Below are 15381 nucleotides of genomic sequence, written 5' to 3'. Positions count from 1 at the left end.
CAACAAAAGGAAGGCCGTCCGTTGCGTTAACGGACGGCCTTGTGCAGATAGTGGAAATGGTGTGTTTCAGAACCTTGCAGGATGGATCACTTGATATCGAGGAAAAATCCGATCAGCTTCCATGAAATGCCTTCATAGATATACTTGGACTCAAATGAGACTACACTTGGTTTTGTCGGGTAGTGGCCTTTGATGATAAGAACTCCGTCCTGATTGATTGATGCCTCCTGGTCAAGGATCGGCACAAGGGGATCAAGCACGGTCAGGTCGATATCGGCTTTGATTATCGGAGCATAGCCTTCGTTCAGCTTTTCCGTCGTGAACTGCGATTGCCACATGTTTGAGATGGTGGTTCTGAAGTGTCCCATGTTTTTGCTCTTTATCGAGAGCGCAAAGTCATGCATGGACTGTCTGGCGAGGGCTATTTGCTCAGCTTTGCCGGGAACGGTTGTCGCCGATTTTTTCGGCGTGGTTCCTGCCGAGGCTTCTGAAGATTCAGATGGTTGAAGACCGGCGGTCGGTTTTTGCATGGCATAAATCTTCCACTCGTCATTCTCCTTGATGAACATCAGCTTGATGGGGATGTTGCCGCCTGTTTCAGTGGTAATGGTGCCGTTGAGTTCACCCCTTCCGCCGTTTATGCTGCTCTCGGCCCATTTAGCCTCCTTAAAGTTCAGGAGGGCACTTCTTGACAGAAACTCTTTCAGGGCCTCTTCATTGGTACTTGCCTTGAACTCCTCGGAGAGATAGGTTCGGGCCTTGGTCATATCCTGCTGTTTCACGGACCCGAAAAAGTCATCGGCCGTTGACCTCATTCCCGAAGTGGCAAACATCACTACAGCGAGAAGAAGGACAATCACCGCGGCAATGCCGGTGAGAATTTTCCATCCTTTTTTCATAATTCCTCCATGAATGTTTGGTAAAACAGGATAAACGATGATTTGTCTATGACATATATATTAGATAGTTACGACATATATATTTATTGATCAAGGTTCTACTGACACAAGGCGAGAAGGGGCTGACTTATGGGGGAATGATTGATCCAATATTCCGGTGGCAATAGATTTTAGGCCGTAAATGGTTATTTTACAGAATATTGATTATTGATTTTAATGTAAAAACGTAAAAAAATGAGTCACAGTATAAATCTTCATGAAGATCCGAGATTTGCCACCGTAGCAGCCGATCTGGAGCGCATACGACAGGAGATTATCGCAAAGGGGAAGCTGCTTCCGTTGACGGGTTCGAAGGATGGTGACGTGGTCATCCTCTTTGACTCCTATGGTGAGGGCAAGGAAGCCGAGCCGAGTATTCTCATCGAGGTTACTTCACCCGAAGAGTTTAACGGGGCTGAAACACTCCTTGATGAATTTGAGGACTATGTGATTGATGCACTTGAAGTTGCTTCCCGTGAGTGGTCACAGGAGGTGACGGAGTTGCTGGGTGATGACCGGCCGGTAATCCTGCTTATTAACGGCGAAGAGGTATAGGATCACCGTTATGGCTGTCATGACCGAGTTTATCGATCTGATTGTACCTGTTGCAATCATTGAAGAGAAGTATCCCGGAGGGTGGGAACAATGCCTCATCGATCACAAGAGAGCGATCGGCGGCAGGGTCTGGTTTGATGACCATCTGTTTCGTGATGGTGCCATGAACCCCGGTGCGATGGATGCGCTGCTCAAAGCGTGGTGGAAGATGGGGTTTGAGTGTTACACCGAAAAGGATGGCGTACGGCAGTGGAAGGATCTCTGTGTGTATGAAGGGTTGCATGGGGGATTGCAGATACCCTGTGAGTGGCTCGGAGAGGATCCTGCAACCCGCACACTCTATCTGAGGGGAACCCCGCCGGGCGAAATAAAGGGGAGGGACCGGGATCTGTGCGATGAGTGGGAGGCTCCTGTATTTCCGGGATTGTGACTTGCTGGTTTGAGCAGCGGATAATAAGCTGTATTTTGATTGCAAATGAGTTGCGGGGAAGTTCCCTGCATAGAACAAAACAACTCTTTTCGACACGTGAATACTTCATCCCACTCTCAGGCAGTAACTTCAAAACGGGTGTTTGTTGTCGGTGCCACCGGTTATATCGGCAAATTTGTTGTCCGTGAACTGGTATCGAGAGGCTATGAGGTGGTGAGTTTTGCCCGGGAGCGTTCGGGGGTCGGAGCCATGACCAAAGCGGATGAGCTTCGCGTGCAGCTCAAGGGCTCCGAAGTACGGTTCGGTGATGTGAGCAGCCTGGACTCACTCATGCAGAGCGGTATACGGGGCGAGCATTTTGATGTTGTGGTCTCATGCCTGACCTCTCGCAACGGGGGAGTGAAGGATTCATGGAATATCGATTATCAGGCAACCCGCAATGCACTTGATGCAGCCAAAGCTGCCGGATCAGGGCATTTTGTGCTGCTCTCGGCGATCTGTGTCCAGAAGCCGCTGCTCGAGTTCCAGAGAGCCAAGCTGAAGTTCGAGAAGGAGCTTCAGGAGTCCGGTCTGATCTGGTCGATTGTGCGACCGACCGCTTTTTTCAAATCCATTGCCGGTCAGGTTGAAGCGGTAAAAAAAGGAAAACCCTATGTTGTGTTCGGCAACGGCGCATTGACCGCCTGCAAGCCGATCAGCGAGCGGGATCTGGCCCGTTTTATTGCCGACTGCCTTGATGATCCCTCAATGCAGAACAGGATTCTCCCCATCGGCGGACCGGGCAGGGCTATTACTGCAAGGGAGCAGGGCGAACTGCTGTTTGAACTTCTTGCTCTTCCGCCTAAGTTCAAAAACATGCCGATACAGATGTTTGATGTTATCATCCCTGTCTTGACCCTGCTGGCCAGGATTTTTCCGAAACTTGAGGACAAGGCCGAGTTTGCCCGTATCGGCAAATACTACTGTTCGGAGTCCATGCTGGTGCTGAACCCGGTTACCGGCAGGTACGATGCAGAGATCACCCCTTCCTACGGCAGCGATACCCTGCGCGATTTTTACAAGAGGGTACTTCAGGAGGGGCTTGCAGGCCAGGAGCTCGGTGAGCACTCCATGTTCTGAGGATCGCAACACCTTTTCTTTTGCCTGCGGCGGCTCTTTTCATTTCAAACGAATGCCTTATGCTCAAAGCCTTTCTCAAGGAGATGAAAAAGACCCTCTTCCCGCATGCCATTGCTGCCCATTTCAGCAACGGTCTGATTCCCGTTGCCGTGCTATTTCTTCTGCTCTCTCTCTCTTCTGGCGATGTTTATTTTGAGCATACCGTCATTCACCTGCTTGTTATCGTGCTGATGGCCATTCCGGTCTCCTTTTTTTCCGGCATTTATGACTGGAAAACGAAGTACAAGGCGGCAAAAGCGCCCATATTTATAAAAAAAATCCGCCTTTCCATTCTGCTGTTTATACTCTGTGTCACGACAGTTTCTTTCCGTCTGGGCGTGCCCGGGGTGATGCATCAGGAGGGTATGCTGCACTGGCTCTATATTGCACTGCTCTTATCCATGCTGCCGGTGGTGGTGCTGCTCGGTCATTATGGCGGGAAACTCTCGGCAGCACAACGATCGGCAGGCGCCAGAAAATAAGGATCCCCCGTGCGGCTTTACAACACCGAGCCGCACCCTATCATGAGCGGCGGTACTCACAACAGATCTCAAGCGAAGAAACGATGAAAACAGCAGAAAAGATGAACCGGTCGGCACTCAAAAGGATTGCACTCTTTACCTCCGGTGGTGATGCTCCGGGTATGAATGCTGCCATTCGGGCGGTAACGCGAGCCGCCATAGCCGCCAATCTTGAGGTAATCGGCATCCGCCGGGGGTATCAGGGGATGATTGAAGGGGATTTTCAGTCCCTTCATGCCTCGGATGTGAGCGGTATTATTCATCTGGGCGGAACCATGCTTCGAACAGCCCGGAGTAATGACTTCAGAACTCCTGAAGGCCGCAGCAGGGCCTATGAGCAGTTGAAAAATGCTGCTATTGATGCCGTTGTGGTCATCGGCGGCGACGGCTCATTCAGGGGGGCTCAGGAGATGTCACAGGAGTATCCGGTTTCGTTTGTCGGTATTCCTGCCACCATTGACAATGATATGTATGGTACCGATTACACCATCGGTTTTGAGACGGCATTGAACACCGTTGTGGAGGCGGTCGATAAAATAAGGGATACAGCTCGCTCGCATGGCCGGATATTTTTTGTGGAGGTGATGGGTCGGGAGGCCGGACAGCTTGCACTGCACAGCGGAATTGCCTGCGGGGCAGAGGTGATACTGATTCCCGAGTCGAGTGCGGAGGGGGGAGAGCTGCATAATTTTCTGAAACACGGATATAAAAACAAGGAGAGCAGCGGCATTGTCATTGTTGCAGAGGGTGATGAAACCGGTGGCGCCATGAAAATTGCCGAACATGTGCGCCGGGATCATCCTGAGCTGGAAGTTCGGGTTTCCATTCTCGGTCATATACAGCGGGGAGGAAACCCTACAGCTGATGACCGGATCAATGCGACAAGAATGGGTGTTGCGGCTATTGAGGCCCTGCTTGCCGGAGAGAAAAATATCATGATCGGACTGGCAAGGGATAAAATTGTACAGGTACCCTTTAAAACCGCAGTAAAGCTTTGCCACCGAATTGACGAGCAACTGCTTGATATTCAGCGGATTATGAACATTTAACATGCAACGGATGCATGATCAGGCATAGCGTGAGCAAAAAAAACAGCAAAAGCCGGGAAGGTAACCGGCTTTTGCTGTTAAAAAAGAGGCTTGTGAGCGATGAAAAACATGAACCGCGGTTATGCTGATCATGGTTTGGTTGTACCTGTTTTTACCGGTTTTTCATTGACTACGCAGGAGTTGCAGGAAGAAACTTTCAGCAATGTGTAGAGCGGACAAAACCCGGAAAGTGCCGTCACTATCGGCATGAGGCCGATTGCTCCCCACCATGACTGATTGAGTATGCCAATAAAAATAATCGATATACCAATGATGATGCGGATCCCTTTATCATATTTTCCGATGTTTTTGTTCATTGGTTCCCTTTAATAAATGTTGAGTATACGTTATGCTTGTTGAGCATGGTTCTTTGCTGTTAAATTACCATCACTTTATCTTTTTAGCAATCGCTCCGGTGCATATTTATGACAATACCGTTCAGGGAGAGCCCTGAAGGTTTGCTTTTACCCTGAACCATGAGTTATACCGCCTGCCAGTGAGCATAACAATAAACAATCTAACCGCGGGGTATGACCGCCATCCGGTTGTACATCATCTCAGCGGTTCGTTTGCTGATGCCTCATTAACGGCGGTTGCAGGGCCGAATGGAGGCGGGAAGAGCACCCTGCTTAAAGCCCTTGTCGGCTTTGTTCCCTTGATGACCGGCCGTATTGATTTTGGCGGCATCAAGTCTGATGACATTGCCTATCTGCCGCAACAGTTTGAAATTGACCGTACCTTTCCGATTTCGGTTATTGATGTTGTTCTGCTTGGTAACTGGTCGAGAACCGGCGCTTATAAACCTATGGGTAAATTGCATAAAAAAGAGGCTCTCGATGCTCTTGCAGAGGTCGATATGGCGGCGTTTGCCTCCCGACCTGTTGTTTCGCTCTCCACCGGTCAGTGGCAGCGTGTGCTTTTTGCCCGCATTATTGTGCAGCGAGCACGCCTGATTCTGCTTGACGAACCCTTTGCGGCAATTGACGGTCATACAACCCTTGAATTAATGCAGCAGCTGAAACAGTGGGGTCGAAATGGCGTTACGATTATCTGCGTCATGCATGATCTCAATCTGGTTCGTTCCCATTTTCCTCAATCACTGCTGCTCTCAAGAGAGCTTATTGCCTGGGGTAGTACGGCCGATGTGCTCAGTGAGGAAAATCTTGAAGCTGCGCTTGAACGAAGGGGGAGCTGGCAGGAGTCACTTGAACGCTGTGAAATCAACGGGGAGGAGCGGAGTGCATAGTGAATATCTGCTGGATCCTGCAATGAAGCGGGCGTTGACTGGAGCGGTTCTGGTCTCATGCAGCAGTGCCCCGCTGGGTGTATTTCTTGTCCTACGCCGCATGAGTCTGCTCGGTGACATTATGGCGCACGCCATTCTGCCCGGTGTTGCGGCGGCTTTTATTCTCTTCGGTATGTCGATTCCGGTAATGAGTATCGGTGGTTTGGCTGCGGGGTTGACGGTTGCACTGCTGGCAGGGGTGGTATCGCGTTTTACCGCCTTGCGTGAAGATGCTTCTTTTGCAGCACTCTATCTGATAGCCGTGGCCTCAGGCGTGTTGATGATTTCGCTGCATGGGACGGCTCAGGATCTGGAGGATATTCTTTTTGGTGATGCCCGGTTACTGGATGAACAGATCCTTTCCCTTATGGCGGTTATCAGTGGATCGACGCTTCTGGCGCTTTTGCTGATCTATCGTACGCTTGTTGTCGAGTCATTTGATCCTGTTTTTCTGCGTACCGTAAGGGGAAATGGAGGTGTGGTGCATGCGGTTTTTATTACCCTTACCGTACTGAATATGGTCGCAAACTACCGGGCAATGGGGACGCTGATGTCGGCAGGTCTCATGCTTGTTCCGGCTATTGCTTCGCAGTTCTGGACACAACATCTGCGAAGCATGCTTGCTCTTGCTGTTGCCCTGGCGGTCAGCGGATCAATGCTCGGCCTTATTCTTGCTTTCAGCTGTAATCTCCCTTCCGGACCCTCCATAATTCTGATACTGGGGGGATTTTATCTCTTCTCCCTGCTCTTCGGGCGTTTTGGAAGCGTGAGGGCTCGATACTTCCCGTTTCGTCATTTTTCGAGGTAGAGCCCCTTTTTCAGGGAGTCGGATCCAGAGTGACCGGCAGCACTTCGTGTATTGCGGATGCTATCTGCACCATCTGAACCGGTTTATTCAGTGTCTTGGTGATACCGACCCGATTGATGGTAGAGAGGTCATGCACATTTTTCCCATAGCCGGAAATCATGATTATGGGGAGTTTCGGATCTGTTTTATGGATCTCTTCAGCCAGCTCAAACCCGGTCATTTCCGGCATGGTAAGGTCGGTAATGAGCAGGTCGAACTGTTCTGGTTGCCGCCTGAACTCTTCAAGTGCCTGCTGCGGGGAGTTCAGGGCATCTACGTTGAAACCCAGTTTTGTAATCATGAGCGACATCACCTTCAGGGCGGCCTGTTCATCGTCAACGAGGAGAATGGTGCCGTGCCCTTTGGCGTGTGCGCTTTTTGCTTCTCTCTTTTCGCTCTTTTCGTCAACCAGCGGAAGATAAATCTTGAAGGAGGTTCCTTTTCCTACAAGACTTTCAACCACAATCTCCCCCCTGAAACTTTTGATGATGCCATGAACAACCGAGAGGCCGAGGCCTGTTCCTTTATTGACCGCTTTTGTGGTGAAGAATGGTTCGAAGATTCTCTCCATTGTGGCTTCATCCATGCCGGTTCCGGTATCTGAAACCGTGAGCTGAAGACACCCTTTTGCATCAAGTTTCGGAAAAAGCTTCTGCGTATTGTTGTCATGTGATCTCCCTGAGCTCTATGGTCAGCACTCCGCCGGACGCTTCCATAGCCTGGAAGGCATTGGTAGAGAGGTTGACAATAACCTGATGCAGTTTCGATGAGTCAGCCAGAATATTGCGGCAGTTTTTCTCAATGTGCTGCTCAATTCTGATAGTGACGGGTATTGATGGCCGGAGAAGTTTCAGGGCCTCCTCTATAACGGCCTGAACGCTTACGATTGCTGTAGTGCTCTCCTGAGACTTGCTGAAGGTCAGGATTTGCGATACCAGATGCCGTGCCCGTTCGGCTGCCAGCATGATCTCATTGAAATAGTCGTGCATCGGCTCCTCACTTGACAGGCTCATTACCCCCATCTCTGCATACCCGAGGATCGGAGTGAGCAGGTTGTTGAAATCATGGGCGATGCCGCCGGCAAGTGTTCCTATGGTTTCAAGGCGCTGGGACTTGCGGAGTCGCGCCTCAAGCATATTTTTCTCTTCCTCTTCCTTTTTCCTCTCGGTGATGTCAAGAACAATTCCGGCTCCTCGCTATTAAGAGTGGGTAAAGGTATGAGAAGCGTATATTGTAATTTTCCATTTTCACCCTTCCGTTTATGAAAGACCTTGACCTTTTTCAGTCAGCCTTGGGCCTTGAAACACCATGGCATGTATCGTCGTCATCGTTTGATGTCGAGAAAAAACGGCTGGACATCAAAATTGACTTTTTGCCGGGAAGTGTCTTCTGTTGCCCTCAATGCGGTCGAGAAAGGGTGAAGGCTTACGACACCACAGAGATAACCTGGCGCCATCTCAACTTCTTTCAACATGAAGCATACCTGACGGCCCGAGTCCCTCGTGTATCCTGCCCTGATTGCGGTATCATCAAGCTGAAGTCATTTCCCTGGTCTCGCCGTGAGAGTGGTTTCACCCTGTTGTTTGAGGCGATGATCATGCTCATGGCCAAGTCAATGCCAGTCAAGTCAATTGCTGAGATGGTCGGTGAGCATGATACTCGTATCTGGCGAATCATTCATCACTATGTCGATCAAGCCCGTGCGAAGGAGAACTACTCGGCAGTCAACACGGTGGGTGTTGATGAAACCTCAAGCAAGCGCGGCCATCACTATGTGACTCTGTTTGTTGACCTTAAAATTCCGAAAGTGATTTTTGTCACTGAGGGTAAAGACGCATCAACGGTTCAACGATTCAATGAAGACCTTGTTGCTCATAAGGGTGATCCGGCATCGATCACCGAATTCTGTAGCGACATGTCACCGGCTTTTATCAAAGGAGTTGCTGATAATTTTGTCAATGCTCAACTGACCTTTGATAAGTTCCATATTATGCAGGTCATTAACAAGGGTGTAGATGAGGTGCGACGTCAAGAGCAAAAAGAGCGGCCTGAACTGCTCAGAAGCCGTTACATCTGGCTAAAAAATCAGGATAACCTCAAGGAATCACAACGTAACCGACTTGCTGAATTATCGTTAAGTAAATTGAATCTGAAAACAGCACGCGCATACCGGATACGTCTTTCATTCCAGGATTTTTTTAATCAGCCAACAGCTTTGGCAGAGTCGTACCTGAAGAAGTGGTATTTCTGGGCAACCCATAGCAAGTTGCTGCCAATAAAAGAGGCGGCTTATACCATTAAACGACACTGGGATGGCATATTGCGATGGTTCACTTCCCGAATCAGCAATGGAACGCTTGAGGGTATCAACAGCCTCGTTCAAGCCGCTAAAGCACGTGCACGAGGTTACCGTACCATCAAAAATCTCACCAGTATGATTTACCTGATCAGCGGTAAACTGAATTTTGATCTACCCACTTAAAACAGCGAGGAGCCAAAATTCCAGCATATCGAACTATTCTTGAATCAGCATCCCGGACCGGCGCCCCTTTTGACATCAGCCACCGAATGGATCCATCCTCATCACGGGTCCGCCACATGCAGTCGAACTCAACACCCTTAAGGAGTGCCTCTGCGGCAGCAGCTTCAACGGTTTTACGGTCCTCGGCAATAACGGTTTTCAGCCAGTTATCAAAAGATGGCTTACAGCTGTTCGGCTTCAGGCCCAGCAGCGCCCACATCTTATCACTCCAGACGGCATCATTTGTTTCCATTATGGCCTCCCATACACCTGAATTGGTGGAGGTCAAAATGAAATTCATCCGCTCGCTGTTGGCTACAAGCTGCTCCTGAAGGTGCTTGCGCTCCGTAAAATCGTGGATGATGGAGTAGAGGAGGGACTTGCCCTGCAGAATAATCGGGCCGCTGAAAACTTCAACATCACGGATGGATCCGTCACTGCGTCGATGGCGGAAGATAAAGTAGTTCCGTTCATCACGCCTTGCCCGCTGCATCTCTGCTTTAATTTCAGCCTCACTCAACATGTTTATCTCACTGATATTCATCCGGCACAGCTCATCGTGCTCCCATCCGTAAAATGTTACTGCAGCCGGATTGGCATCAATAATCCGGCCACTCTCCGGATCAATGATGAGCATGATGATATACTTGTTCTGAAAGAGGGTTTTGTAGCGGGCCTCGCTTTGCCGTATCTCGTTTTCAGCCTCATCACGATGCTTGCGGGTGCGCAGCATCGTGATGCCGTATGCCAGATTGTCAGTGAGTGAAGCAAGCAGCGCAATCTCCTCTTCGGTAAAGGCATCGACCATTGAGGAGTAGATATTCAACACCCCGAAAACATGATCATCACTCTTCATCGGAAGTCCAAGAGATGAGACATAACCACGCGCCAGAGCCTCTTTGCGCCATGGAGCGAAACGGGGGTCGGCCTGCATGTTCCTTGTGGTAAAGGGCCTGCCCGTGCGAACAGCACTCCCTCCGGGCCCCTGTCCATGTTCATTATCTCCCCAGGAGACCTTGAGCGTCTCAAGGTAACCCGCATCGTAACCGGCTTTGGCTACTGGCAGAACACTTTTTTCCTCGTCATCAAGTGCATAACCCACCCAGGTCATGCGGTACCCTCCGGTTTCAACGATAATGGTGCAGATCTCCTGCAAGAGTTCCTCTTCGGATTGGGCATGCAGCAGAGCCTGATTGCAGTTGTTGATAGCCTGAAGTGCGCGGCTCCGCTTTTGAAGTTCGGTAATATCGGAGAGAATCAGCTGGCAATCATCACTCTTGCTGAGGTGCACAGCCTCCACACGAATGTTGTGACCCTGTGGAGGAGTTTGAGCCTCCGCAGCCGGAATGCCTTCAGCTGACAGGAGTACTATTTCACAGCAGCCCGGTGCTTTCAGTTTGAAGAGGCTCTCCATGAGCGCACTGTATACAGGAATGTACTCCGGAGCAATAAAGTGCCGGAAAGGCTTATTGATCAACAGGGAGCGATCCACGCCGAGCATCCGGGATGAGGTCAGGTTGGCCTGGATGATTTTGCCCTTATTGGAAATAGTCAGATAGCCCAGAGGGGAGAAGTCATAAAGCGACGTGTAACGATCAAGAGAGCTCTCAAGTTCGGCTCTTGAATGCATAAGCTCTTCCTGCTGCATCTCAAGCTCAAGCTGATGAACCGAGAGCTCATGGATAATACGGCGCATATCCTGGGGTGACGTCAATGCATCAGGATCAATACTCAGCTTGTCCCGCAGTCGTTGTTCAGCAAGAAGCCGGAGTTCTGATGATGGCTCTGCAGTGACTCTCTTTTTATTCATGAACGAGTATTCAGGCTCCTCGGGAGGTGACGCAAGGATGTTAATTCAATAATACCAAATGTAGTGGATTATTTCCCTTTTTTTATGGAGATGGTGCCTGAAGACCATGCACCTGCTCTCAGACCGGCATTAGGACAGAGAGGAGAGGGGTGGGGGAGAAGAGGTATCCCGGCATCTGATTTCGGAAAATTCGATACCGGGGATTACGCCTCTTTTCATGAGGAGCGCTCCAGTGGTGAGGGTTACCTGGTGCGTCCCGGTCTGGATGACCAGCGTTTCGGCGCAGTTTTGGCCGGAGGTTTCGGACCGGGGTGGCCTGAATTCCCTCTCCCGTTCTGTTTCGGTGCCTTGACCGGATTATGATCGATCAGGGGGAAGGGGTGATTGTCAATAACGGGGATTTTTTTGCCGATCAGTTTTTCAATATCCCGCAGGTACTCTTTCTCCTCGGCATCGCAAAAAGAGTATGCCGTGCCTTTTGCTCCGGCTCTTCCTGTCCTTCCGATGCGGTGGACGTAGGTTTCAGCAATATTTGAGATCTCAAAGTTGATCACATACTCCAGTTCATCAACGTCAATGCCGCGGGCGGCGATATCCGTTGCCACCAGAACACGGGTAGTCTGGTTCTTGAAGTTCGACAGCGCTCGCTGGCGGGCATTCTGTGCCTTGTTACCATGAATGGCCTCGGCACGGATATTATGATGCGACAGGAATTTAACGACCTTGTCAGCCCCGTGTTTTGTGCGGGTAAAGACCAGAGCAGTTTTAATACTCTGATCTTTGAGAATATCAACCAGAAGGCTGTTTTTATTTCCCTTGTCAACAAAATAGATGTGCTGCTGAATGATATCAACGGTTGACGATATCGGGGTTACCGAGACCTCGGAAGGGTTATGCAGTATGGTGCCCGCAAGCCTGACGATCTCCGGCGGCAGTGTGGCTGAAAAGAAGAGGGATTGTTTCTTTTTTGGCAGTACGGCCAGTACTTTTTTGATGTCGTGGATAAAACCCATGTCGAGCATGCGGTCAGCTTCATCCAGCACAAATATTTCAACATCCCGCAAATTGAGAAATCCCTGATTCATGAGATCAAGCAGTCGGCCCGGAGTGGCAATAACAATGTCGACTCCGTTTCTCAAGGCTGAAATCTGGGGGTTCTGATTGACCCCTCCGAAGATGACCGTATTGTTCAGTCCGGTATGACGACCGTAGGCCCTGAAGCTTTCACCGATCTGGATGGCAAGCTCTCTGGTCGGGGTGAGAATAAGGCTTCTGATTTTCCGTTTTTTCTCATTGCTATGGCTCTCGCTCAGCAGCTGAAGAATCGGAATGGCAAACGCCGCTGTTTTTCCTGTACCTGTCTGGGCACAGCCAAGAAGGTCATTGCCCTGAAGTATAATCGGAATCGCTTCGGCCTGTATCGGGGTCGGGGTTGTATACCCCTCTTCCTGAAGCGATTTTAAAATTGGCTCTATAATGTCCAAAGAGTGAAATTGCATATGGTAAATAATTGTTCAATTGTTCGTTATGGTAACTTCGACTATATGTATGGTTGTTATGCCCACCACATATTCCGAGGTTGCGCATAACCGGTTCACTGTAGACGGTCATCTGAACAGGTGACGACAGTCTGCAAGCAGAACCTCTTCCGGATTGTTTTCAGGCCACCGGAGCAATGACGCTGTTCAGCGAGATTTCAGAAATGACGGCAACAATATTCTCGACAACCTTTTTGTTGAAAGCTGTCGGCATAAGCTTGTCGTGTGTAGGCTTGATGGAGTCGGCGATTGAGGAGGCTACAGCCATTTTTATCTCCGGAGTGACCTGTTTGATACCCGTCTTCAGCAATCCTTTGAAGAGTCCGGGGAAGACCAGGGCGTTATTGACCTGATTGGGAAAGTCGGATCGTCCGGTGCCGACAATGGATGCTCCGGCCCTGAATGCGAGATCAGGCATGATTTCAGGAGCAGGATTTGCCATGGCAAAGATGAACGGCTCACTCTTCATCCCTTTTACCATGCTCTCGGTCACGATGTTTCCTTTTGATACTCCGACAAAAACATCAGCACCCGTCATGGTGCTCTGCAGATCACCTTTATGCTTCGCCCTGTTGCTGACTCTGGCAATGGCCTGTTTGATCGGATTCATTCCCGGCCGGCCTTCGTAGATAGCGCCCTGGGTATCAACGAGCACAACATCCTTGACTTCGGCATAGATCAGGAGCCTTGCGATTGCAATACCTGCAGCACCGGCGCCATTGATGACCACATGGAGTTCATTCAGATTACGGCCGGTTACACGGCAGGCATTGATCATTGCCGCAAGGGTGACAATGGCTGTTCCGTCCTGGTCGTCATGAAAAACCGGAATGGAGAGTTCGTTTTCAAGCCGTTCAAGGATCTCAAAACAGCGCGGAGCGGAAATGTCCTCCAGATTGATACCTCCAAAACTGGGCTCGATAAGCTTGCAGAATTTAACGATATCGTCGACATCGGTAGAGTTTATGCAGAGGGGGATGGCATCAATATCTGCGAATGACTTGAAGATTATGGATTTGCCTTCCATTACCGGCATGGCGGCTTCAGGCCCGAGGTTTCCCAAACCCAGTATAGCTGTTCCGTCGGAGACTATCGCGACCTGATTGGCCCGGTTGGTCAAGGTGAAGGATTTGGTTTTATCATGACCGATTTCAGTACAGACCGCAGCAACTCCCGGAGTGTAGGCCAGAGAGAGATCGTTTTTGGTTTTAAGGCTGACCTTTGATCGGATTTCGATTTTACCTCTTGATTTGAGGTGCAGTGCAATTGACTCTTTGGAGTAGTTCATTTTGTTCAGGAACTCGAGTTTCCTGTGAAGATTTAAAGGTAAATGTGGTGAATTCAGCTCTCGTACTGAGTATTTCTCTGAAAGCCCTCAAGCTTTCCAAAAAATAACGTACCTGCGGAAAGGGTGAATGAAAGGCAGGGCAATATAGATTATTTTCTCGTTCTTAACGTGTTTGATCCAAATAAATTAGTTCAACATATATTTCGTTGTCCTACAATAATTTACAAGAATCCGCCACTAAACGTTCCCTTTGGCGGGTAGTACGTCAGAATTCAGTCGCGCCGTTTGCTGACAGGGTATTCCATCACGAAAGGCTTTGTTTATAGCTCTTTTTACAGCCGTGTGAGTACGTAAAGCTTGCGCGATAATGGCGTAAATCGTATTTTTCGTTATAGCGTGACCACTCTCGTTGTTGATGATGGGCGGGGTTTATCCTCAATAGCCCATGCTCTACTGAATGAATATGGTATGCAATATGCCGTATTGCCGGTATTTACTTCTTTCGTTTTTATCGTCAATTTTAAGCGATCAACGTTACGCACAACCTGCTGAAGCACCAGGGGGGCGGTATGAGGAGCATCCGGTATGCTCAAGCGCTCTTTTCCCGCAGCAGATCGTACAGCTCCTGTTTCAGCTCGCTCTTCGTTGAGCAAGCGGGATATACCTGTAGGGTATGGGCTGGTTCAATAGACTTCATTCAATCTGAAATAGTACTCTTATGGCAAAAAGTGTCGTAAAGTGGGTTGATGGCAAAAAAGGGTACGGCTTTATTGTCAATCCTGACGGGGGAGAGGATATTTTTGTTCACTACTCCACCATTGATTCCGTACACCGCTTCAAGTTTCTCAATCAGGATGCTGAAGTGGATTTTGAGCTTGATGATTCCAAGCAGAGATTGCAGGCCAGGTATGTCAAAGAGATCTCCATCGCCTCCTGAGCGCTGAACACCGCAAAAAAAAAGTCCATCATGCCTCGTTGCATGATGGACTTTTTTATAAAAACTGCAAAACGCTCCTCTTAACCGCCAACTTCATCCTTCAGCGATTTTCCGGGTCTGAACTTTACCACTTTTTTTGCGGCAATAGTTATGGTTTTGCCGGTCTGGGGATTACGTCCCTGACGAGCAGCCCTGTCTACAGTTGCGAAAGTGCCGAAACCGGCAAGTGGCACATCGTTACCGTTTTTCAAAGAGGCTTTTACAATACCGATAAAGGCCGTGAGAGCCCGGTCAGCATCTGCTTTGGTCAGTTTGGCCTGCGCGGCAATTTTCTCGATTAATTCGGCTTTAGACATAGGGTGTATATTTTTAGGGTTAAGGAAAAAGCATGTATCAGGTCAAATTGGTTGATTACCTATTGTGTCAGTACCTCTGTTATGAACGTGCAGGAGCGGGCTGATCCTC

17 protein-coding genes are annotated in these 15381 nt (G+C 49.5%); 9 read left to right on the top strand and 8 right to left on the bottom strand.

What is annotated here, in order from left to right; translation table 11 throughout:
• Positions 1-86: 86 nt before the first annotated feature.
• The gene (locus BOO20_RS05100) at positions 87-899 is read right to left on the bottom strand and encodes a hypothetical protein (protein ID WP_076791085.1); all 813 of its coding nucleotides are present in this window, start codon (positions 897-899) and stop codon (positions 87-89) included.
• Positions 900-1133: 234 nt separating this feature from the next.
• Here BOO20_RS05100 and BOO20_RS05095 point away from each other — a divergent pair, with 234 nt between their 5' ends.
• The 5 genes from BOO20_RS05095 (at position 1134) to pfkA (ending at position 4651) form a co-directional block, all read left to right on the top strand.
• Positions 1134-1493, top strand: coding sequence for a hypothetical protein (locus tag BOO20_RS05095; RefSeq protein ID WP_076791083.1), 360 nt, complete (start codon positions 1134-1136; stop codon positions 1491-1493).
• Positions 1494-1503: 10 nt separating this feature from the next.
• Positions 1504-1923 carry a hypothetical protein gene (locus BOO20_RS05090; RefSeq protein WP_076791081.1) on the top strand — a complete coding sequence of 140 codons (420 nt, stop codon included), beginning with the start codon at positions 1504-1506 and terminating at the stop codon, positions 1921-1923.
• A 96-nt stretch (positions 1924-2019) separates the two neighbouring features.
• A complete protein-coding gene (locus BOO20_RS05085) occupies positions 2020-3042 on the top strand; it encodes an NAD(P)-dependent oxidoreductase (protein ID WP_076791080.1) in 1023 nt (340 codons plus the stop codon).
• Between the two features lie 59 nt (positions 3043-3101).
• Positions 3102-3563 carry a hypothetical protein gene (locus BOO20_RS05080; protein WP_233120887.1) on the top strand — a complete coding sequence of 154 codons (462 nt, stop codon included), beginning with the start codon at positions 3102-3104 and terminating at the stop codon, positions 3561-3563.
• Between the two features lie 83 nt (positions 3564-3646).
• On the top strand, positions 3647-4651 hold the full coding sequence (gene pfkA, locus BOO20_RS05075) for a 6-phosphofructokinase (protein WP_083694563.1): 1005 nt from the start codon (positions 3647-3649) through the stop codon (positions 4649-4651).
• Between the two features lie 128 nt (positions 4652-4779).
• Here the strand turns inward: pfkA and BOO20_RS05070 are convergent, their stop codons facing one another.
• On the bottom strand, positions 4780-5007 hold the full coding sequence (locus tag BOO20_RS05070; protein WP_076791078.1) for a DUF2892 domain-containing protein: 228 nt from the start codon (positions 5005-5007) through the stop codon (positions 4780-4782).
• Positions 5008-5186: 179 nt separating this feature from the next.
• Here BOO20_RS05070 and BOO20_RS05065 point away from each other — a divergent pair, with 179 nt between their 5' ends.
• Entirely contained in the window at positions 5187-5936 is a 750-nt protein-coding gene (locus BOO20_RS05065) for a metal ABC transporter ATP-binding protein (protein ID WP_076791076.1), read from the top strand.
• Positions 5833-6783, top strand: a complete 951-nt coding sequence (locus BOO20_RS05060; RefSeq protein WP_198935418.1) for a metal ABC transporter permease — start codon at positions 5833-5835, stop codon at positions 6781-6783. Before BOO20_RS05065 ends, BOO20_RS05060 begins: the two co-directional genes overlap by 104 nt.
• A 10-nt stretch (positions 6784-6793) precedes the next feature.
• Here the strand turns inward: BOO20_RS05060 and BOO20_RS13100 are convergent, their stop codons facing one another.
• Together BOO20_RS13100 and BOO20_RS13095 are read right to left on the bottom strand one after the other, a co-directional pair.
• Complete coding sequence (locus BOO20_RS13100; protein WP_076791075.1) at positions 6794-7408, bottom strand: response regulator; 615 nt, start codon at positions 7406-7408, stop codon at positions 6794-6796.
• Between the two features lie 79 nt (positions 7409-7487).
• Positions 7488-7958, bottom strand: coding sequence for a histidine kinase dimerization/phospho-acceptor domain-containing protein (locus tag BOO20_RS13095; RefSeq protein ID WP_076791072.1), 471 nt, complete (start codon positions 7956-7958; stop codon positions 7488-7490).
• A 125-nt stretch (positions 7959-8083) separates the two neighbouring features.
• Between BOO20_RS13095 and BOO20_RS05045 the strand changes: the two genes are divergently transcribed.
• On the top strand, positions 8084-9304 hold the full coding sequence (locus tag BOO20_RS05045; RefSeq protein WP_076791070.1) for an ISL3 family transposase: 1221 nt from the start codon (positions 8084-8086) through the stop codon (positions 9302-9304).
• Here BOO20_RS05045 and BOO20_RS05040 read toward each other — a convergent pair.
• The 3 genes from BOO20_RS05040 to BOO20_RS05030 form a co-directional block, all read right to left on the bottom strand.
• Positions 9270-11153 carry a PAS domain S-box protein gene (locus BOO20_RS05040; RefSeq protein WP_076791068.1) on the bottom strand — a complete coding sequence of 628 codons (1884 nt, stop codon included), beginning with the start codon at positions 11151-11153 and terminating at the stop codon, positions 9270-9272. The genes BOO20_RS05045 and BOO20_RS05040 overlap by 35 nt on opposite strands.
• Positions 11154-11395: 242 nt before the next feature.
• Entirely contained in the window at positions 11396-12652 is a 1257-nt protein-coding gene (locus BOO20_RS05035) for a DEAD/DEAH box helicase (RefSeq protein ID WP_076791066.1), read from the bottom strand.
• Positions 12653-12812: 160 nt separating this feature from the next.
• The gene (locus BOO20_RS05030) at positions 12813-13979 is read right to left on the bottom strand and encodes an NADP-dependent malic enzyme (RefSeq protein WP_076791065.1); all 1167 of its coding nucleotides are present in this window, start codon (positions 13977-13979) and stop codon (positions 12813-12815) included.
• Positions 13980-14697: 718 nt separating this feature from the next.
• Between BOO20_RS05030 and BOO20_RS05025 the strand changes: the two genes are divergently transcribed.
• Entirely contained in the window at positions 14698-14916 is a 219-nt protein-coding gene (locus BOO20_RS05025) for a cold-shock protein (protein ID WP_076791063.1), read from the top strand.
• Positions 14917-14996: 80 nt separating this feature from the next.
• Here BOO20_RS05025 and BOO20_RS05020 read toward each other — a convergent pair whose 3' ends face one another.
• Positions 14997-15281, bottom strand: a complete 285-nt coding sequence (locus tag BOO20_RS05020; protein ID WP_255372200.1) for an HU family DNA-binding protein — start codon at positions 15279-15281, stop codon at positions 14997-14999.
• Positions 15282-15381: the final 100 nt, after the last annotated feature.

Source organism: Chlorobium sp. KB01, from assembly GCF_001975465.1.
Taxonomy (GTDB): Bacteria; Bacteroidota; Chlorobiia; order Chlorobiales; family Chlorobiaceae; genus Chlorobium.
Note: the sequence above shows the minus strand (reverse complement) of the source record. Positions and strands in the feature narration are given on the sequence as shown.

What these genes read in the sequence shown, in the direction of transcription:
- BOO20_RS05095 (WP_076791083.1), top strand. Translation starts at nt 1,134, where the DNA reads ATGAGTCACAGTATAAATCTTCATGAAGATCCGAGATTTGCCACCGTA.
- BOO20_RS05080 (WP_233120887.1), top strand. Translation starts at nt 3,102, where the DNA reads ATGCTCAAAGCCTTTCTCAAGGAGATGAAAAAGACCCTCTTCCCGCAT.
- BOO20_RS05090 (WP_076791081.1), top strand. Translation starts at nt 1,504, where the DNA reads ATGGCTGTCATGACCGAGTTTATCGATCTGATTGTACCTGTTGCAATC.
- BOO20_RS05035 (WP_076791066.1), bottom strand. Translation starts at nt 12,652, where the DNA reads ATGCAATTTCACTCTTTGGACATTATAGAGCCAATTTTAAAATCGCTT.
- BOO20_RS05040 (WP_076791068.1), bottom strand. Translation starts at nt 11,153, where the DNA reads ATGAATAAAAAGAGAGTCACTGCAGAGCCATCATCAGAACTCCGGCTT.
- BOO20_RS05100 (WP_076791085.1), bottom strand. Translation starts at nt 899, where the DNA reads ATGAAAAAAGGATGGAAAATTCTCACCGGCATTGCCGCGGTGATTGTC.
- BOO20_RS05030 (WP_076791065.1), bottom strand. Translation starts at nt 13,979, where the DNA reads ATGAACTACTCCAAAGAGTCAATTGCACTGCACCTCAAATCAAGAGGT.
- BOO20_RS05060 (WP_198935418.1), top strand. Translation starts at nt 5,833, where the DNA reads ATGTGCTCAGTGAGGAAAATCTTGAAGCTGCGCTTGAACGAAGGGGGA.
- pfkA (WP_083694563.1), top strand. Translation starts at nt 3,647, where the DNA reads ATGAAAACAGCAGAAAAGATGAACCGGTCGGCACTCAAAAGGATTGCA.
- BOO20_RS05025 (WP_076791063.1), top strand. Translation starts at nt 14,698, where the DNA reads ATGGCAAAAAGTGTCGTAAAGTGGGTTGATGGCAAAAAAGGGTACGGC.
- BOO20_RS05070 (WP_076791078.1), bottom strand. Translation starts at nt 5,007, where the DNA reads ATGAACAAAAACATCGGAAAATATGATAAAGGGATCCGCATCATCATT.
- BOO20_RS05045 (WP_076791070.1), top strand. Translation starts at nt 8,084, where the DNA reads ATGAAAGACCTTGACCTTTTTCAGTCAGCCTTGGGCCTTGAAACACCA.
- BOO20_RS13100 (WP_076791075.1), bottom strand. Translation starts at nt 7,408, where the DNA reads ATGGATGAAGCCACAATGGAGAGAATCTTCGAACCATTCTTCACCACA.
- BOO20_RS13095 (WP_076791072.1), bottom strand. Translation starts at nt 7,958, where the DNA reads ATGCTTGAGGCGCGACTCCGCAAGTCCCAGCGCCTTGAAACCATAGGA.